Source organism: Bradyrhizobium sp. WSM471, from assembly GCF_000244915.1.
Taxonomy (GTDB): Bacteria; Pseudomonadota; Alphaproteobacteria; order Rhizobiales; family Xanthobacteraceae; genus Bradyrhizobium.
Window position 1 is genome coordinate 6,933,637 of sequence record NZ_CM001442.1, and the last position, 15,113, is coordinate 6,948,749.

General features: G+C 65.0%; 15 protein-coding genes. 5 read left to right on the top strand and 10 right to left on the bottom strand.

Annotation, left to right across the window (positions count from 1 at the left end; genetic code table 11):
• Positions 1 to 91 precede the first annotated feature (91 nt).
• Positions 92 to 259: a hypothetical protein gene (locus BRA471DRAFT_RS39170; protein ID WP_007614753.1), complete on the bottom strand. Its 168-nt coding sequence runs from the start codon at positions 257 to 259 to the stop codon at positions 92 to 94.
• Between the two features lie 137 nt (positions 260 to 396).
• Between BRA471DRAFT_RS39170 and BRA471DRAFT_RS31575 the strand changes: the two genes are divergently transcribed.
• Positions 397 to 1,533 (top strand): alpha-hydroxy acid oxidase, encoded by a 1,137-nt coding sequence (locus BRA471DRAFT_RS31575; RefSeq protein ID WP_007614755.1) that lies wholly within the window; start codon positions 397 to 399, stop codon positions 1,531 to 1,533.
• 230 nt (positions 1,534 to 1,763) lie between these two features.
• Here the strand turns inward: BRA471DRAFT_RS31575 and BRA471DRAFT_RS31580 are convergent, their stop codons facing one another.
• From BRA471DRAFT_RS31580 to BRA471DRAFT_RS31620, 9 genes are all read right to left on the bottom strand, one after another.
• Positions 1,764 to 2,387 carry a hypothetical protein gene (locus BRA471DRAFT_RS31580; protein WP_007614757.1) on the bottom strand — a complete coding sequence of 208 codons (624 nt, stop codon included), beginning with the start codon at positions 2,385 to 2,387 and terminating at the stop codon, positions 1,764 to 1,766.
• 15 nt (positions 2,388 to 2,402) lie between these two features.
• Positions 2,403 to 3,029 (bottom strand): hypothetical protein, encoded by a 627-nt coding sequence (locus BRA471DRAFT_RS31585; protein WP_007614758.1) that lies wholly within the window; start codon positions 3,027 to 3,029, stop codon positions 2,403 to 2,405.
• 65 nt (positions 3,030 to 3,094) lie between these two features.
• Positions 3,095 to 3,934, bottom strand: coding sequence for a shikimate dehydrogenase (locus BRA471DRAFT_RS31590; protein WP_007614759.1), 840 nt, complete (start codon positions 3,932 to 3,934; stop codon positions 3,095 to 3,097).
• A gap of 87 nt (positions 3,935 to 4,021) precedes the next feature.
• Positions 4,022 to 5,776, bottom strand: coding sequence for a SulP family inorganic anion transporter (locus BRA471DRAFT_RS31595; RefSeq protein ID WP_007614760.1), 1,755 nt, complete (start codon positions 5,774 to 5,776; stop codon positions 4,022 to 4,024).
• A 109-nt stretch (positions 5,777 to 5,885) separates the two neighbouring features.
• A complete protein-coding gene (locus BRA471DRAFT_RS31600) occupies positions 5,886 to 6,158 on the bottom strand; it encodes a helix-turn-helix domain-containing protein (protein ID WP_007614761.1) in 273 nt (90 codons plus the stop codon).
• Between the two features lie 396 nt (positions 6,159 to 6,554).
• Positions 6,555 to 7,892 (bottom strand): IS1182-like element ISBrsp10 family transposase, encoded by a 1,338-nt coding sequence (locus BRA471DRAFT_RS31605; RefSeq protein ID WP_007610752.1) that lies wholly within the window; start codon positions 7,890 to 7,892, stop codon positions 6,555 to 6,557.
• 217 nt (positions 7,893 to 8,109) lie between these two features.
• A complete protein-coding gene (locus tag BRA471DRAFT_RS31610; RefSeq protein ID WP_007614762.1) occupies positions 8,110 to 10,158 on the bottom strand; it encodes an elongation factor G in 2,049 nt (682 codons plus the stop codon).
• Positions 10,159 to 10,309: 151 nt separating this feature from the next.
• Positions 10,310 to 10,789 (bottom strand): DUF992 domain-containing protein, encoded by a 480-nt coding sequence (locus BRA471DRAFT_RS31615; protein WP_007614763.1) that lies wholly within the window; start codon positions 10,787 to 10,789, stop codon positions 10,310 to 10,312.
• Between the two features lie 410 nt (positions 10,790 to 11,199).
• Entirely contained in the window at positions 11,200 to 12,402 is a 1,203-nt protein-coding gene (locus BRA471DRAFT_RS31620) for a pyridoxal phosphate-dependent aminotransferase (protein ID WP_007614764.1), read from the bottom strand.
• A 504-nt stretch (positions 12,403 to 12,906) separates the two neighbouring features.
• Between BRA471DRAFT_RS31620 and BRA471DRAFT_RS31625 the strand changes: the two genes are divergently transcribed.
• From BRA471DRAFT_RS31625 to BRA471DRAFT_RS31635, 4 genes are all read left to right on the top strand, one after another.
• Complete coding sequence (locus BRA471DRAFT_RS31625) at positions 12,907 to 13,557, top strand: glutathione S-transferase family protein (RefSeq protein WP_007614765.1); 651 nt, start codon at positions 12,907 to 12,909, stop codon at positions 13,555 to 13,557.
• A 155-nt stretch (positions 13,558 to 13,712) separates the two neighbouring features.
• Positions 13,713 to 13,889: a hypothetical protein gene (locus tag BRA471DRAFT_RS39175; RefSeq protein ID WP_007614766.1), complete on the top strand. Its 177-nt coding sequence runs from the start codon at positions 13,713 to 13,715 to the stop codon at positions 13,887 to 13,889.
• Between the two features lie 37 nt (positions 13,890 to 13,926).
• Positions 13,927 to 14,121: a hypothetical protein gene (locus BRA471DRAFT_RS31630; protein ID WP_035974447.1), complete on the top strand. Its 195-nt coding sequence runs from the start codon at positions 13,927 to 13,929 to the stop codon at positions 14,119 to 14,121.
• A gap of 129 nt (positions 14,122 to 14,250) precedes the next feature.
• Positions 14,251 to 15,063: a PAS-domain containing protein gene (locus BRA471DRAFT_RS31635; RefSeq protein WP_007614769.1), complete on the top strand. Its 813-nt coding sequence runs from the start codon at positions 14,251 to 14,253 to the stop codon at positions 15,061 to 15,063.
• Positions 15,064 to 15,113: the final 50 nt, after the last annotated feature.

Sequence of the window (15,113 nt, forward strand, 5' to 3'; positions counted from 1 at the left end):
TCATTACGGAACCGGGCGTACCCCGGTGCCGGTAACGTGTTGTTAACACTATATTTCCAGCGAGGACGCCGGAACAGGGCGGAACCCGCGCCTAGTCCGAGCGCTTCACATGGCCGTCGGCGCGGCTCGGCGCCGGCTGGGTGACATTGACGGGATCGGAGCCCGGAAAGGTCTCTTCCAGACCTTCTTCCAGCGCGTCCTCGAGATCATGCTTCTCCTTGATCTCCTCCGGCGTCGGTCCGGTGTGCGGCCTGGTCATGGTGCCCTCCTCTCCACAAAGGATTTGCAAACGATTTGGCTCTGCATCCAACCATGCTAGATGACCCCTCGATCTTCCGATGCAAGAGTCTTCCGATGCAAGACTCTTCCAGTACGAGACGGGCCGGGGAAACGTTCATGAAGCACATCACCTGTATCGACGATCTTCGCACACTGCATCAGCGCCGCGTGCCGAAGGCGTTCTTCGATTATTGCGACCGCGGCTCCTACGCCGAGGAAACGCTGCGCGCCAACCGCGAAGACATGCAGGCGATCAAGTTCCGCCAGCGCATCCTGGTCGACGTCTCCAAACGCGACACTTCCACCACGATCCTCGGCGAGCCCTCGACCATGCCGCTGATACTCGCGCCGGTGGGCCTGCTCGGCATGCAGCATGGCGATGGTGAGATCCATGCCTGCCGCGCCGCGCAAGCCGCCGGTATCCCGTTCACGCAGTCGACGATGTCGATCTGCTCGATCGAGGACATCGCGGCCAGTGTCGAGAAGCCGTTCTGGTTCCAGCTCTACGTGATGAAAGACCGCGGCTTCATCAAGGAATTGATCCAGCGCGCGATCGCGGCGAAATGCTCCGCGCTGGTGCTGACCGTTGACCTGCAAGTGATCGGCCAGCGCCACGCCGACATCAAGAACGGCATGACGGTTCCACCGGAATGGTCGCTCTCGAAGCTGTTGGATTTCGCCAGCAAGCCCACCTGGGTCTCCGGCGTGCTGCAAGGCAAGCGTCGCACCTTCGGCAACATCGCCGGCCATGTGAAGAACACCGGGGACCTCAATCGCCTCGCGGAGTGGACGGCCTCGCAGTTCGATACGTCCCTGAACTGGAAGGACGTCGAGTGGGTCCGTAGCATCTGGCCGGGCAAGCTGATCATCAAGGGCATTCTGGACGTCGAGGACGCCGAGGAAGCCGCGAAGACCGGCGCGCAGGCCCTCGTCGTGTCGAACCATGGCGGCCGTCAGCTCGACGGCGCGCCGTCATCCATCGAGGTGCTGCCCGAGATCGCCGAGGCGGTCGGTGACAGGATGGAGATCATGTTCGACGGCGGCATCCGCTCCGGCCAGGACGTGATGCGCGCGCTCGCGCTCGGCGCAAGGTCCTGCATGATCGGCCGCGCCTACGCCTATGGCCTTGGCGCCGGCGGCCAGGCCGGCGTCGCCAAGGCGATCGACATCATCCAGAAGGAGCTGCTCACCACCATGGGCCTGTGCGGCGTCAACAGGATTGACGAGATCGACGAACATATCATCGCGATGTGAGCGTCTACCGGGATGCAGCTGCAATAACAGCTGTCGTCCCGGACAAGCGCAGCGAAGCGGAGCGCTGATCCGGGACCCATAACCACAGGGAAGCGTGGTTACGGGGGACTCGGAGCAACCTGCATCGCGCAACAACTTCTCCCTGTGGTTATGGGTCCCGGATCTGCGCTTACGCTTGTCCGGGACGACAGTGGAATTTGTTGCGGCAGTTGCGCTCTATATTTCTCGCCTCACATCGGCGGCGTCACCCCATCCCTGCCGACGTTGACGCGGTTGGCTTCCAGCGAACCATCGTCCTTCTTCACCGCACCGAAAATGATCAGCTTGGCTCCCGGCTTGAGCTCGGATTTGTCGCTGGCGACGAAGGTGACGATCGGCGTGTCCGGGGGCACCACGACTTTCTTCTCACCGTCCTTGTACTTCACCGTGATGTTCTGGCCGTCGGTGCCCTTCACCGTCTGCGCCACGGTGGCGTTGGTCATGGTCGAGTTGGCGCGCGCATCCCAGGGACGAAAACCTTCGGCCGCGCCGCGCTGGTTTTCGGGGAAGATGTGCACCGCGATCGCCTTCTGGGTGCCGTCGGGCTCGGGCAGGCCGGTGACGCCGATATAGGAGCCGTCCTTGATCTCCGACAACGACGTCTTCACCACCGCGAAGACGGCGACGTTGTCGGTCATGCGCACCTTCACGTCGCTGCCTTCGCGGGTCTTGATGCCGAGCGTGTTGCCGTCGACGCTCTCGATGGCGCCGCGGATGCGGACCGTCGACGGCTGCTGCGCCAGGGCGGATGACGTAACGATGCAGGCGGCGAATGCGGCCACGCCAATACGTGATATCCAGGTTCTCTTCGACATGTTGTTATTCTCCGCTCACATCGGCGGCGTCAGGCCGTCGCGGCCGACACTGACGCGGTTGGTTTCGAACGAGCCGTCCGGCAGCTGCTTCATGAAGGCGATCACCTTGGCGCCGGCCTTGAGATCGGATTTGTCGCCGGGCACGAAGGTCACCACCGGCGTATTGTCGGCAACGAACACCTTCTTCTCGCCGTCCTTGTACTTGACCAGCAGCGTATGGCCGTCATTGCCGACCACGCTCTCCGCGACGGTCGCATTGGTCATGCTGGAATTGGGCTTGAGGTCATAGGGGCGCGAGCCCTCGCCGGTGCCGCGCATGCTCTCCGGAAACACGTGGACCTCGACCGCGTTCGCGCCGCCGTCCGGTCCCGGCACGGTGGTGGCGCCGACGAAGGAGCCGGGCTTGATGTCGGCAAGTGAAATCCTGGTAATGCCCGACACGTTCACGTCGGAGGCGATGTGCAGCTTGACATCCTCGCCGCTGCGCGCCTTGACCTCCATCGTGTCACCGTTGACGCTTTCGATCGTGCCGCGCACGCGCGTCGGCACCGGCGCCCTTTGCGCAAGTGCCGAGAGGGTCGAGACGGCCACCATCGCGACGGCGATGAGCGGACGTGTGAAAGTTGCACGTTGAACAGACATGATGGTCTCCGATTGTCCCTATCGCCCTTACGGACATAGAACTCCGGAGGTTACGCGCTATTCTCTCAAGTCTTTGTGAGATCGGCCTCGACCAGCGCACGCAGCTCTGCCGTGACCTGCGGTCGCTGGCCAAACCACAGCTCGAAGCCGCGGACCGCCTGATGCAGCAGCATGCCGAGCCCGTCGGCGGTCTTCAGCCCGCGCGCCTTTGCGGCCGCGAGCAGCGGCGTCACCAACGGGACATAGACGAGATCGGCGACCACGGCACCATCCGGCAGGCGCGCCACTTCAAGGTCGAGTGAAGGCTGACCGTGCATGCCGAGCGAGGTCGTGTTCACGAGAAGTTTTGCGCGCGGCAGGACGTCGTCGATGTCGTCCCAGGCAACAGGATGCACCTTCGGCCCGAACTGCCTTGCAAGCATCTCGGCCCGGCCGATGGTGCGATTGGCGAGATGCACGCAGCTGATGCCGCGTTCGAGCAACCCGAACACGATGGCGCGCGCGGAGCCGCCGGCGCCGAGCACCAGCGCCTCGCTGGCTGCGTCCCAGCCGGGCGCGCTGGCATCGAGATTGCCGATAAAGCCTTCGACGTCGGTGTTGGTCGAGCGCAGCTCGCCGTCAGCAAACCACAGCGTGTTGGCCGCACCGACCGCTCGCGCGCGGGCATCGGGCGTCGAGAGCTCGAGCACGCCCTCCTTGTGGGGGATGGTGACGTTGGCGCCGACGAAGCCGCGCAGCGACAGCCGCAACACGAAGTCGCGCAAATTATCCGGTGGAACCGCCTCGATGACATAGCCGCCCTCGATCCCGAGCGTGCGCAGCCAGTAACGATGGATCAGCGGCGAGCGCGAATGCGCAGCCGGCCATCCAATCAGACAGGCTGCGGGAGCCTTGGTCACGGTCATCTTCCCCTGGGATCGTTTCGGAGGCGATCCATTTCGCGTCCCGCAGGCCCTGTCAAGCGCGCGGGCCCTCTCGGGAGAGGCTCGACGTCAGGTCGTGCCCGCCTCACCGGCCGCGGGGTGCGCCGCACCGCCCTTGATGTCGGCGACCGCACGCGCGATGGTCTCGCGATAGCGCGCGCGTGGCGGCGCGACGCCGTGGGTGAGGAGCGCGCGGCGAACCGTTGGCGATGCCCCCGTGATGAACAGCCGGATACCCTGGCGGTGGGCCTTGGCGGCGACGCGGCCGAGCACGTTGGCCGCGGTCGAATCCAGGAACGGCACGTCGGCGAAATCGACCACAAGCCCCTTGCGCTTGCCGGCGATGCCGTCGAGCACGCTGCCGATCGCCGAGGCCGCGCCGAAGAAGAACGCACCGGTGATGCGATAGACCAGCACGTCGCGATCCACCGCGAGCGCGGGGTCGTAAGGCACGCGCCCGCCATTATCGTCATCGGGACGATCGGCGGCGACCAGCGGCGAACGTTCCTCGATACCGGTCATTTCCGCCATGCGATGGATGAACAGGACCGCACCAAGCGCGAAGCCGACCAAAATGCCTTCGGTCAGATCGCGGAAGATGGTGAGCAGGAAGGTTGCGAGCAGCACGACGGCATCGCCCCATGACGAACGCAGCAGCGTCGCGAATTCGTGCTTCTCCGCCATGGTCCAGGCCACGACGACGAGCACGGCGGCGAGCGCGGCCAGCGGGATGTAGCTCGCGAGCGGCGCTGCGATCAGCATGAACAGCAGCAGGAAGACCGAATGCAGCATGCCCGCGAGCGGCCCCCGCGCGCCGGCGCGGATGTTGGTCGCGGTGCGCGCGATCAGCCCCGTGACGCAGATGCCGCCGAACAGCGCCGCGCCGACATTGGCGGCGCCTTGCGCCACCAGCTCGCAATTGGAGCGGTGACGGCGTCCGGTCATGCCGTCGGCCACCACCGCCGACAGCAGCGATTCGATTGCCGCGAGCAGCGCGAAGGAGATCGCATCGGGCAACACGGCGGTCGCCTTCGCGAGCGAGAACGCAGGCAAGGCCGGCGAGGGCAGCTCGCGCGGAATGCCGCCGAAGCGCGATCCGACAGTCTCGACCGGCAGCGACAGCACGGCACATGCGACCGCCGCGAGCACGACCGCGATCAGGATGCCCGGCCAGGACGGGCGCCAGCGCCGCAGGCCGGCGATGATGGCGATGCTGACGATAGCGACCGCGACGGCCGACGGATTGACGGTGTGCAGGCCGCCGGCGAGCGCGACGAGTTTCGGAACGAATTCGCTCGGCTCCTTCGCGAGGAGCGTGATCCCGCCGAGATCGCGCAGCTGGCTGGCGAAGATGATGACGGCGATGCCGGCCGTGAAGCCGACCGTCACCGGATACGGAATGAACTTGATATAGGTGCCGATCCGCAGGAAGCCCGCAGCGATCAGGAACAGGCCCGCCATCAGCGTAGCCAGGATCACGCCGTCGACCCCGTGACGGTCGGCGGTCGCCGCAACCAGCACAATGAAGGCGCCGGCGGGACCGCCGATCTGGAACCGGCTGCCGCCGAGCAGTGACGCAATGAAGCCGCCGACAACAGCGGTGTAGAGTCCGCGATCCGGCGTCACGCCCGAGGCGATCGCGATCGCCATCGACAGCGGCAGCGCGACGATCGCGACCGTAAGGCCCGCGAACACATCGGCGCGGAAATCCGACCAGCCATAGCCCTCACGCCACACGGTGACGAGCTTTGGCAGATACAGTTCGGTAAAGGTCGGCCGACGAAGCTGGTGCAGCTTGCCTGCGTGTTCGCCTGTAATGCTCATTTCAGCAAAATGCTCCGCTGCCCACGACGCTCCGATGCATCGTGCGGCCGCGTATCGGGGCGCGACGGTGCGTTAGTTAAGTCTGCTTCCGAGCATGATCATTGCGTGATCATGCTCCCACCCGCCGCGGCGGCCCCGGCTCCTTGAGCCGAACGCCACGTCCGCCGCCTTCGCTGCGCGCCTGCTCGCCGATCAGCTCGACGCCGGCCCGATCAAAGGCTTCGACCACCTTCATCAAGGTCTCGACCACGCCGCGAACGTTGCCGGTGCTCGCCTCCATCCGCTGAATGGTCGGCAGCGATACGCCTGCAAGCTCCGCCAAGGCCCTCTGGTCAATGCCGAGCAGCGCGCGCGCTGCCCGCATCTGGAACGACGTGATCACCTCGGCCTCACGTATGAACGATTATAAGTGATGTCTAGAGCATGCACAATGATGTTAAATACATCATATCCGAAGAAGCGCAAGGGGGGCCTCCCGCGGGCCCGTCCGCCCCTCTGCCATAGCGAGCACTTGTTCCCTGACCGTCACCCTGAGGTGGCCGCTTCTTTAGCGGCCCTCTAAGGGCGACGGCCCGGCTGCAGCAACGGGGCCGCGCATCCTTCGAGGCTCGCCGCGCAGTGCAAATGCACTGCGCAACTCGCACCTCAGAGCTTGAGAATGTTTCGCTCCCGCCGAGAGAGCTTTGCATTGCCTGGAGAGCAGTGACCCCAAGGTTTTCAGCTGAACCGGCCCGCTGATGGGGGCTTTGTTGGCGCCTATTGGTGCGGGCTCGCCTATTTATGCCGCTTGCGCCTTGGCGTGTAAGGCGAAGAAGCGCATCATGTTGTGAGCGACCGCGAACCACAACAGGTGGATGCGGGCCTTGATCTTGCCGCGCAGGGATAACTGGCGCAGGCCCATGCGTCGGGCATGGGCGTTGATGCATTCGTGTTCGCAACGCAGCCGGTAGAACGCCTTGCCATCGTCGCTCTTCATGCGTTCACGCCAGTCCGCGACGCCAACACCGTCACCTTTCTTAGGGGCATAAGGGTCGGTGCCGTGTTTTGTCTGCGCTGGCGGACACCACACTTTTATACCGTTGGCATGGGCCCACTCAATGGCTTCGTTTTTGGTGAAGCCGCCATCGACCAGATAGTTGGAGGGTTGGTAGCCTTCGGCATGCACCATCTCGATCCCCGGCTGGGCCAAGCCCCGATCCGAGCCGCTGGTATCGATATCGACCGCAACGATCACCTGGTGTTCCGGAGCCGATACGATCTGTGTGTTGTAGGCCGGGCGCCATCCGCCATCGGCCATCTTCATCACCCGTGCGTCGGCATCGGTGGTGGAAGCGCGCGGCGACTTCTGCTTGGCCACCTCTTTCTTGTTGGTTTTCTCTCGCCGCTCCCGCTCGGCTTCCAGCTCCTTCATGCGTTCCTGCGCCGCCGCGATCCGCTCCGCACGCTCGCGGGCGCCACGCTCCTTTGCCGCACGCCGACGCCGATCATCGGCCGCAGGATCGGTCTCGACTTCAAAGCGCAGGCGCTCCACCCGCGTCTGCGCTGCCGTCTTCAACTCATCAAGCCGTGGCCGCCGGCGGAACGAGCCCGCTCCGGCCGCCGCGCGCACCCGCAAACCATCCTGCGCCAAGGTGTCGAGCGACACCAATCCAGCGTCCACCATCGACGCGACGCCCTGTGTCAGCAGCCGTTCCAGAACCGCCATATGGGCGATCCGGAAGTTCGACAGGCTGTGATAGTTCATCGACACTCCGCCGCACAACCAACGATAGATCAGATGATCCCGGCACAGCCGGTCCAGTTGGCGAGCGCTGCCCACTCCATCGATCGTGGCCCAGAGCCAAAGCGCCAGCATCAGCTTCGGCGAGGCCGGCGGATGTCCGGGCTCGCCCTCCCGCGCCTTGATGACGTCGTACAGCGCCGACAGATCCAGCCCCTCGACAAACGACCAAACCGCGCGGACCGGATGATCATCCCCTACCAGATCGTCCAATGCCGCGACCTGCATGCTCATCTGGCTGCGTTCCGGTTCTCGCAACCGCACCGCGCCGCGTCCCTTGGGTAGTGGCTTATCCTGCTCGGGCAAGTCTTCGAACAATTGATCGTCAGCCATCATCTGCCCCTGCTTCGCCCCGTCATCGAATCATAGCAAAGCGGCTACGGCAAATGCCCGTTTAGACGAAAGATTCTCACCCTCTCAGGATGACGGAGTTAGAGCCTTGCTGCGCTCACGATCAGGCGTGGGAGGGCGCAGCCCCTCACCCCACCCTCTCCCCGTAAAGAACGGGGAGAGGGAGGGAGAGAGCGGTGCGTCCCTTACTTCGGCAGACCGATCACGCCGCGTGCTGATGCGCTGCGATGATCTGGTCGGCGGCGCGCCCCGTGACTTCGGCCATGTGGTCGAACTGGCGGGTGAAGCTGCCGGCGCCTGCCGTGGCCGAGCGCAGCTCGACGATCAATTCGCCGATCTCGGCTTCCGGCATCATGGCGCGGACGCAGTCCCATCCGCTCCAGCCGTCGCGGGTGTCGAAGCCGAGGATCTGGCCGCGCCGTGCCGACAGGATCGCGTTGATCTTGGCGGTAGCGTCGGTCGGGCAGACGATCTCGACCACGTGGATCGGCTCCAGCAACACAGACTGGCATAGCGGCAGGCCTTCGTTGAGCCCGACCCGCGCCGCGGTGCGGAAGGCGAGGTCGGAGGAATCGACGCTGTGATAGGAGCCGTCGGTCAGCGTCACCTGCAAATCGGTGACCGGGAAACCGAGCGGACCGCGTGCGAGCCCATCGACGACGCCTTCTTCCACCGCGCCGATGTAGTTGCGCGGCACCGCGCCGCCGACCACCTTCTCGGCGAACTTGAAGCCCTCGCCGCGCGGCAGCGGCCTGATGTCGAGCACGACATCGCCGAACTGGCCATGGCCGCCGGACTGCTTCTTGTGGCGGCCGCGCTGGACGATCGGCTTGCGGATGGTTTCCTGATAGCCGATCGCGGGAGGATGCGAGGCGACCTTGACGCCGAAACGATCGCGCAGCCGCTCGCTCGCGACGCGCAAATGCATCTCGCCCTGCCCCCACAGCACGGTGTCGTGGGTCTGCGCGTTCATCACGAAGACGAGCGAGGGATCCTCCTCGTGCAGCCGCATCAGCGCCTGGCCGAGCTTGACGTCGTCCTTGCGGTCGGTGGCCGCAACCGAGATCGCGAGCACCGGCGGAGTGGGCTCGCTGGCGGCAAGCGCTGCCGGCGGGGTCTTGCCGTTCGAGACCGTGTCGCCGGTCTTGATCGGGTCGAGCTTGGCGAGCGCCACCGTGTCGCCGGCTTCCGCCGCGGCACGCTTGGTGTCGTAGGCCCCGGTGACGGCGAGGATGCCGGAGATGCGGCTGGCTCCGCCGGAGGAGGATTGCAGCGTGGCACCGTCGTCGAGATGACCGGCGAGCATCCGTGTCAGCGACAGCTTTCCGCCGTGCTGCGAATGCAGCGTCTTGAAGACGAAGCCGAGGGCGTCCCTGGTCTCGGGAACGCCGAGACGTTTTGCGGTCTCCGCTATACCGGGCGCCTCGTGGCGCAACGCTTTCATCAAGCGCAGCACGCCGTTTTCGCGTGCGGCGGCGCCGAGCAGCACGGGGCAGATCAGGCCATCGCGCAATTCGCGGGCGAGATCGTCGAATATGGCATCACGCGGCGGCTGGATGTCCTCGAGCAGCTGCTCCATCAGCGCATCGTCGTGATCGGCGAGCTTCTCCAGCATCGAGAAGCGGGCCTCCTTCTCGCGATCGAGATCGCCGCCTTGGAGCGCGACCACTTCGGAGGCCTTGTGCTCGCGGTAAATGAACGCGCGCTCCAGCGCGAGATCGACGAAGCCCTCGATCAGCTCGTCCTTCCAGATCGGGATCTGGCGCAACACCAGCGGCACGCGCGAGGCGGGCTGCAGCATCTCGAGCGTCTCGCGGATGCGCTTGTTGGCGCGGTCGATCTTGTTGAGGAACAGGAAGCGCGGAATCTTCAGCTCCTCCAGCTCGCGCAGAATGATCTGAAGCTGCGGCAGCTTCTTCTCGTCGGCCTCGCAGACCACGATCGCGGCATCGACCGCAGGCAGCGCGGCGCGCATGTCGTGGGCAAATTCGACGGAACCGGGACAATCGAGGAAGGTGTAGCTGTCGCCCATGAAACTGGTGGTGACGGCCGTCAGCCCGACGGTCATCTTGTGATGACGGGCCTCTGGCGTGGCGTCGCCGACGGAGGTTCCGGCATCGACGCTGCCGGCGCGGGGGATTGCGCCGGTTCGTGCCATGATGGCTTCGAGAAGTGTGGTTTTACCGCTTTGGAAGGGGCCCACCAGCGCGATGCACCGTGGACCTCGGGGACTTCTGACGTCTTGTCCCATTCGCCGCCTCCTTGGTGTGGAGCTCGGCCCATGATTGGGTCGGCAAACGCCGATGCTCTGCCCGTCCCCGAGATTTGGCAAGCATCAAACGTCGCTGCGGTGCGTCGTTGCCGGAATCGCGTCGGAGCGACGCGATTCGCACACGGGGTTGTTAACGGCCCGGGCGGAGTTCCAGGCTCTCGAGGCCGGCGGCGACGTTGAGGCCGACCTGGCCCTGCACGCTGAGCGGCTGGAGCGCGATCGAATTGTTGGAGCCGCCGACCAGCACGTTGCCGCCGAGGCCGACGCCGACCGAGGCGCTGCCCTGCGCGCCGGCATAGGTGCCGGCGAGGTCGCCCGGTCCGAGCCGGTTCACCGGCGCGAACACGCCCCAGGCGAGTGCCGTTTCCTGGGTGATGCCGAGGTCGAGGCCGACCTTGCGGATCGTCGCGACGTAACGGTCGTCCGGCAGACCATCGACTCGCAGCACGCAGCCGAGATGGGTCACCGATCCCACGATGAAGCCGACGCTGGCACCGCCGCGGCATTCGAGCACGCCCACCTGCACCATCCGGGACTGCGCGCCGGCGCCCGCAACGGAGGCAACGAGGCTCGCAACGGCAAGCCCGGCGAGGAGGAGTGAACGGCGCATGAATATCTCCGGCGATGAATGTGATGCGAGCAGAGAGAGCGCCCTACCCGTGATGCGCGATGGTCTATGCCACAAGAGTTCTGTGCGTGCCAGAACGAACACGTCCAAAACCGAACTCGCGGAGGGAGCCCCTCACCCCACCCTCTCCCCGTAAGAACGGGGCGAGGGAGTGAGAGGTCGGCGCGCCCCTTACGATGAACAACGGCCAGGCGTTACTTAAACCTCTCCCCGCTCTTTTGCGGGGAGAGGTCGGATCGCTTTGGCGCGCAAGTGCGCGCCTGAGCGATCCGGGTGAGGGGCATGGCACAGCATCGGCCCAAGCATTCGTCCATCCAACTTCACTCATCGAAGCACTCATAAAAAAGGCCCGCGCGAAGCGGGCCCTTCCAATTTGCACTGCGGCGATAGCCTTACCGAAGATTGCCGCAGAAGCGCTGGATGCGCTTGCAGGCGTCTTCGAGGTCCGAGGTCTTGGTCGCGTAGGAGATGCGGAACGCGGGGCCGAGGCCGAAGGCCGAGCCCTGCACCACGGCGACGCCTTCGGTCTCCAGCAGTTCGGTGACGAACGTCTCGTCATTGTCGATCACCTTGCCCGACGGCGCGGTCTTGCCGATGGTGCCGGCGCAGGACGGATAGACGTAGAAGGCGCCCTCGGGCCGCGGGCACTCGATGCCCTTGGCCTGATTCAGCATGGAGACGACGAGGTCGCGGCGCTCCTTGAAGACCTTGTTGTTGGCGGGGATGAAGTCCTGCGGACCGTTCAGCGCCTCAACCGCGGCCCATTGCGCAATCGACGACGGGTTCGAGGTCGACTGCGACTGGATCGTCGACATCGCCTTGATGAGCTGCGCCGGGCCGCCGGCATAGCCGATACGCCAGCCGGTCATGCAATAGGCCTTCGACACGCCGTTCACGGTGAGCGTGCGGTCGTAGAGTTTCGGCTCGACCTGCGCGACCGTGGTGAACTGGAAGTCGTCATAGACGAGATGCTCGTACATGTCGTCGGTCATGACCCAGACGTGCGGATGCTTCACGAGCACGTCGGTCAGCGCCTTCAGCTCGGTCCTGGTGTAGGCAGCTCCGGTCGGGTTCGAGGGCGAGCACAGGATCACCCATTTGGTCTTCGGCGTGATCGCGCGCTCGAGCGCCTCGGCCTGGAGCTTGAAGCCGGTCGCGGCGGTGCAGACCACCGGCACCGGCTCGCCGCCGGCGAGCGCCACCATCTCGGGATAGCTGACCCAGTACGGCGCGGGGATGATCACCTCGTCGCCCGGATTCATGGTTGCCATCAGCGCGTTGTAGAGCACCTGCTTGCCGCCGGTGCCGACGATGATCTGGTTCGCCTTGTAGACGACGCCGTTCTCGCGCTGAAACTTGGCGATGATGGCTTCCTTCAACTCGGGAATGCCGTCGACGGCGGTGTACTTGGTCTTGCCGGCTTCGATGGCGTGGATCGCGGCCAGCTTGATGTTGGCGGGCGTGTCGAAGTCGGGCTCGCCGGCACCTAAGCCGATGACGTTGCGGCCCGCCGCTTTCAGCGCACGTGCTTTATCCGTGACCGCGATGGTCGCGGACGGCTTCACACGGTCGAGCGCAGCGGCAAGGAAGGACATCGTCATCTCCTGACAAGCGTCGTGAACCCTTTGGCTTCACGACTCCGATTGTGGGAATGATCCACCCTAAAACGAGTGCCGTTGCACCGCAAGAAACTTCGGCCCGATCCCGCAAAAGTTTACGTGTCTGACGCGCATCAAGCCGCGATTTCCCGCAATATTCCGCAACTTTGCCAGGCAAATCCCACATATCCGACAAGGCGTGTCCTCGGAGCAATTTTGGCGCCTTCGAGGGCCATGACGATGCGGAAGCTTCAGTGCCCAAAACGCGACCGCCGCTTCTCGCACACGATCGCGTCGCGCAACGCACTTGCGCGTTGACGCAAGCGTGAACTGAGTTGGATGGTCGCACGGAAATGATCTTCCGCCGCATTGCAATGCGGTAGGGTTTTCGAGTTTTTCTATTGGCCGGGTCTTGCGGCGGATTCGCATCGGCATCATTGTTTAGCCGCGTTGCGGGGCAACAAGCGCCGCGCCCTCCCGTCTTCCGGAATCATCCTCAGAATGTACAAGCTCTATTCGATGCAGCGCTCGGGCAACAGCTACAAGGTCCGCCTTGCGCTGGCGCTGCTGAACTTGCCTTACGAAGCGGTCGAGGTGGACATTCTGCGCGGCGAGAGCCGCACCCCGGACTTCCTGGCCAAGAACCCATCCGGTCAGGTGCCGCTGCTCGAGGTCGGCGACGACCGCTATCTCGCCGAGTCCAACGCCATCCTGTGGTATGTCGCCGTCGGCACGCCACTCGCGCCGGAGAACCGCATCGATCGCGCCGACGCGCTGCAATGGATGTTCTTCGAGCAGCACGCGCTGGAGCCGAACATCGGCGCGGCCTATTTCTGGCTGTCGCTGGTGAGGGGTGGCCGCGACCTCCAGACTCATTCGCTGGAGGATTGGATGGAGCGCGGCTATGGCGCGCTCCAGGTGATGGAGAATCACCTCAAGACCAACGACTATTTCGCCGCCCGCCAGCTCACGGTCGCCGACATCGCGCTGTACGGCTACACCCACCTCGCCGACCGCTGCGACTTCGACCTCTCGACCTTCCCGGCCATCCGGGACTGGCTGAAGCGCGTGGAAGCGGCCCCCGGCTTCGTCGCCATGGACTGGCGGCCGGCCGACATCGAGGACCCCGCCAGCATCGCCGCTGGTGCCTGAGGGGCGATCGCGCGCTGGCGGATAGCGGGCATAAGGGTCGCCATTGCCGCAATCTCGCCATTTTCGCGCGATTGGCCGCCGCAATATTGCCGATTGCAACAGTGAAATTGTTCGATGTCGTGGGTGATTCGCTCGCGCGTTGAAGGATTTAGACCATGATTCGGGCGTCCGGCACGGCAGGCTTTCAGGGCCCACCCGCTACCGTTTCGTCTTCCCGGCTGACCAACGCGGTCGCGGCCTCGCTCGCCGTCGCCGCGCTCTCGCTGTGCCTGATCGTCACCCTGACGGTGCTGTCGACCAAGGCTACCATGGCGATGGGCCTGCCGGTCTGATTCCCGCTTCATCCTGGACCCGCCTTCAAGGCGCCGCGTGGCCCGCGCCGACCGGCATCGCGACAGGATTTCGATGAAATCACCTGTGGTCATCGTTGCAATCACCCTGGCCGCGGCCATCCTGGTCGCGGCATCGCTGTTGATCTTCGTCGGCACGCGCAAGGGCCAGGGGACGTCGACGCTGAATGCGCCCTCGCTGCAACAACGTCTCAAGCACGCGCACTTGGTCTAAAATCATCCGAAAGCTTTGCGCATGAACCAAAGCGCACCTTAAGCACACCGCGCGAAACCGCATCGCAATGGCGCAATGTTCGGTCAGTGTTGCCGCCTTACCTCGTCCAGGGAGGAGCGAGACAGGCCCATGCGGTTGGGATGGCGTGCGATCTCCGGTCCGGCGCTGACGGCAGCGACTTTGCTGCTGACGATGTTTTTCGATCGCTTCGTCCCCGTTCCCTCGCCCGCGCCACTGCTCGTCTGCATCGTGGCGCTCGCCGGCGCGCTCTCGGGTCCCGCTTCCGCCGTCGCCAGCGTAGCCATCGCCGTCATCGGCGCGGCACTGCTGCTCCTCAGTCGGCACGGCGTTGCAGGCCTGACCACGGCGGATATGATCCAGCTCGGCCTCCTGGCCGCGACGGCCGCGGGCACCGCAGGCATCACCGGCTTGATGCGCCAGCGGCTGCTCGGCACGTTTGCCGCCGAACGCCGGAGCCACGCCACCGCCGCGCGGCTGTCGGCGGCGCTCGACCAGGTCGATATCGGCATCGTGCTGCTCGATGCCGAGACGCGCGCCGAATTCATCAACCGGGCGTTCCGCGATTATTTTGCGGTGCCGGACGACATCGCCGACGGCAAGCCGCCGTTCATCGCGCTGATGTATCACGGCCGCGACACCGGCGCGTTCGAATTGCCGGCGGACGAGCTCGGCACCTTCATCGCACAGCGCATGGAGATGGTGCGGATCGGCGATGCCACGCCGATCAACATCGCCTTGCGCAATGGCGAGGTGTTGCGCTTCGTCTGTGCCGCGCTGCCCGATGGCGGGCGCATGCTGAGCTACACGCCCGTGACCGACCTCGTGCGCCACACCGATGCGCCGTCCCGCGCCGACTACTACCGCTCGCTGCGCGATCCCGCGGGCCGCAAGCTGATCCGGTATCTGCGCGTCGCGGAGTGATGCGATTGCGAGCGGGCGCTCGCGGAGACAGCCCCTCACCCCACCCTCTC

Bases quoted from the DNA above. Each gene is read 5' to 3' on its own strand.
- BRA471DRAFT_RS31620 (WP_007614764.1), bottom strand. From the start codon at position 12,402: ATGTCCTTCCTTGCCGCTGCGCTCGACCGTGTGAAGCCGTCCGCGACC.
- BRA471DRAFT_RS39170 (WP_007614753.1), bottom strand. From the start codon at position 259: ATGACCAGGCCGCACACCGGACCGACGCCGGAGGAGATCAAGGAGAAG.
- BRA471DRAFT_RS31605 (WP_007610752.1), bottom strand. From the start codon at position 7,892: ATGATGGCTGACGATCAATTGTTCGAAGACTTGCCCGAGCAGGATAAG.
- BRA471DRAFT_RS31590 (WP_007614759.1), bottom strand. From the start codon at position 3,934: ATGACCGTGACCAAGGCTCCCGCAGCCTGTCTGATTGGATGGCCGGCT.
- BRA471DRAFT_RS31575 (WP_007614755.1), top strand. From the start codon at position 397: ATGAAGCACATCACCTGTATCGACGATCTTCGCACACTGCATCAGCGC.
- BRA471DRAFT_RS39175 (WP_007614766.1), top strand. From the start codon at position 13,713: ATGATTCGGGCGTCCGGCACGGCAGGCTTTCAGGGCCCACCCGCTACC.
- BRA471DRAFT_RS31610 (WP_007614762.1), bottom strand. From the start codon at position 10,158: ATGGGACAAGACGTCAGAAGTCCCCGAGGTCCACGGTGCATCGCGCTG.
- BRA471DRAFT_RS31635 (WP_007614769.1), top strand. From the start codon at position 14,251: ATGCGGTTGGGATGGCGTGCGATCTCCGGTCCGGCGCTGACGGCAGCG.
- BRA471DRAFT_RS31580 (WP_007614757.1), bottom strand. From the start codon at position 2,387: ATGTCGAAGAGAACCTGGATATCACGTATTGGCGTGGCCGCATTCGCC.
- BRA471DRAFT_RS31585 (WP_007614758.1), bottom strand. From the start codon at position 3,029: ATGTCTGTTCAACGTGCAACTTTCACACGTCCGCTCATCGCCGTCGCG.
- BRA471DRAFT_RS31615 (WP_007614763.1), bottom strand. From the start codon at position 10,789: ATGCGCCGTTCACTCCTCCTCGCCGGGCTTGCCGTTGCGAGCCTCGTT.
- BRA471DRAFT_RS31625 (WP_007614765.1), top strand. From the start codon at position 12,907: ATGTACAAGCTCTATTCGATGCAGCGCTCGGGCAACAGCTACAAGGTC.
- BRA471DRAFT_RS31595 (WP_007614760.1), bottom strand. From the start codon at position 5,776: ATGAGCATTACAGGCGAACACGCAGGCAAGCTGCACCAGCTTCGTCGG.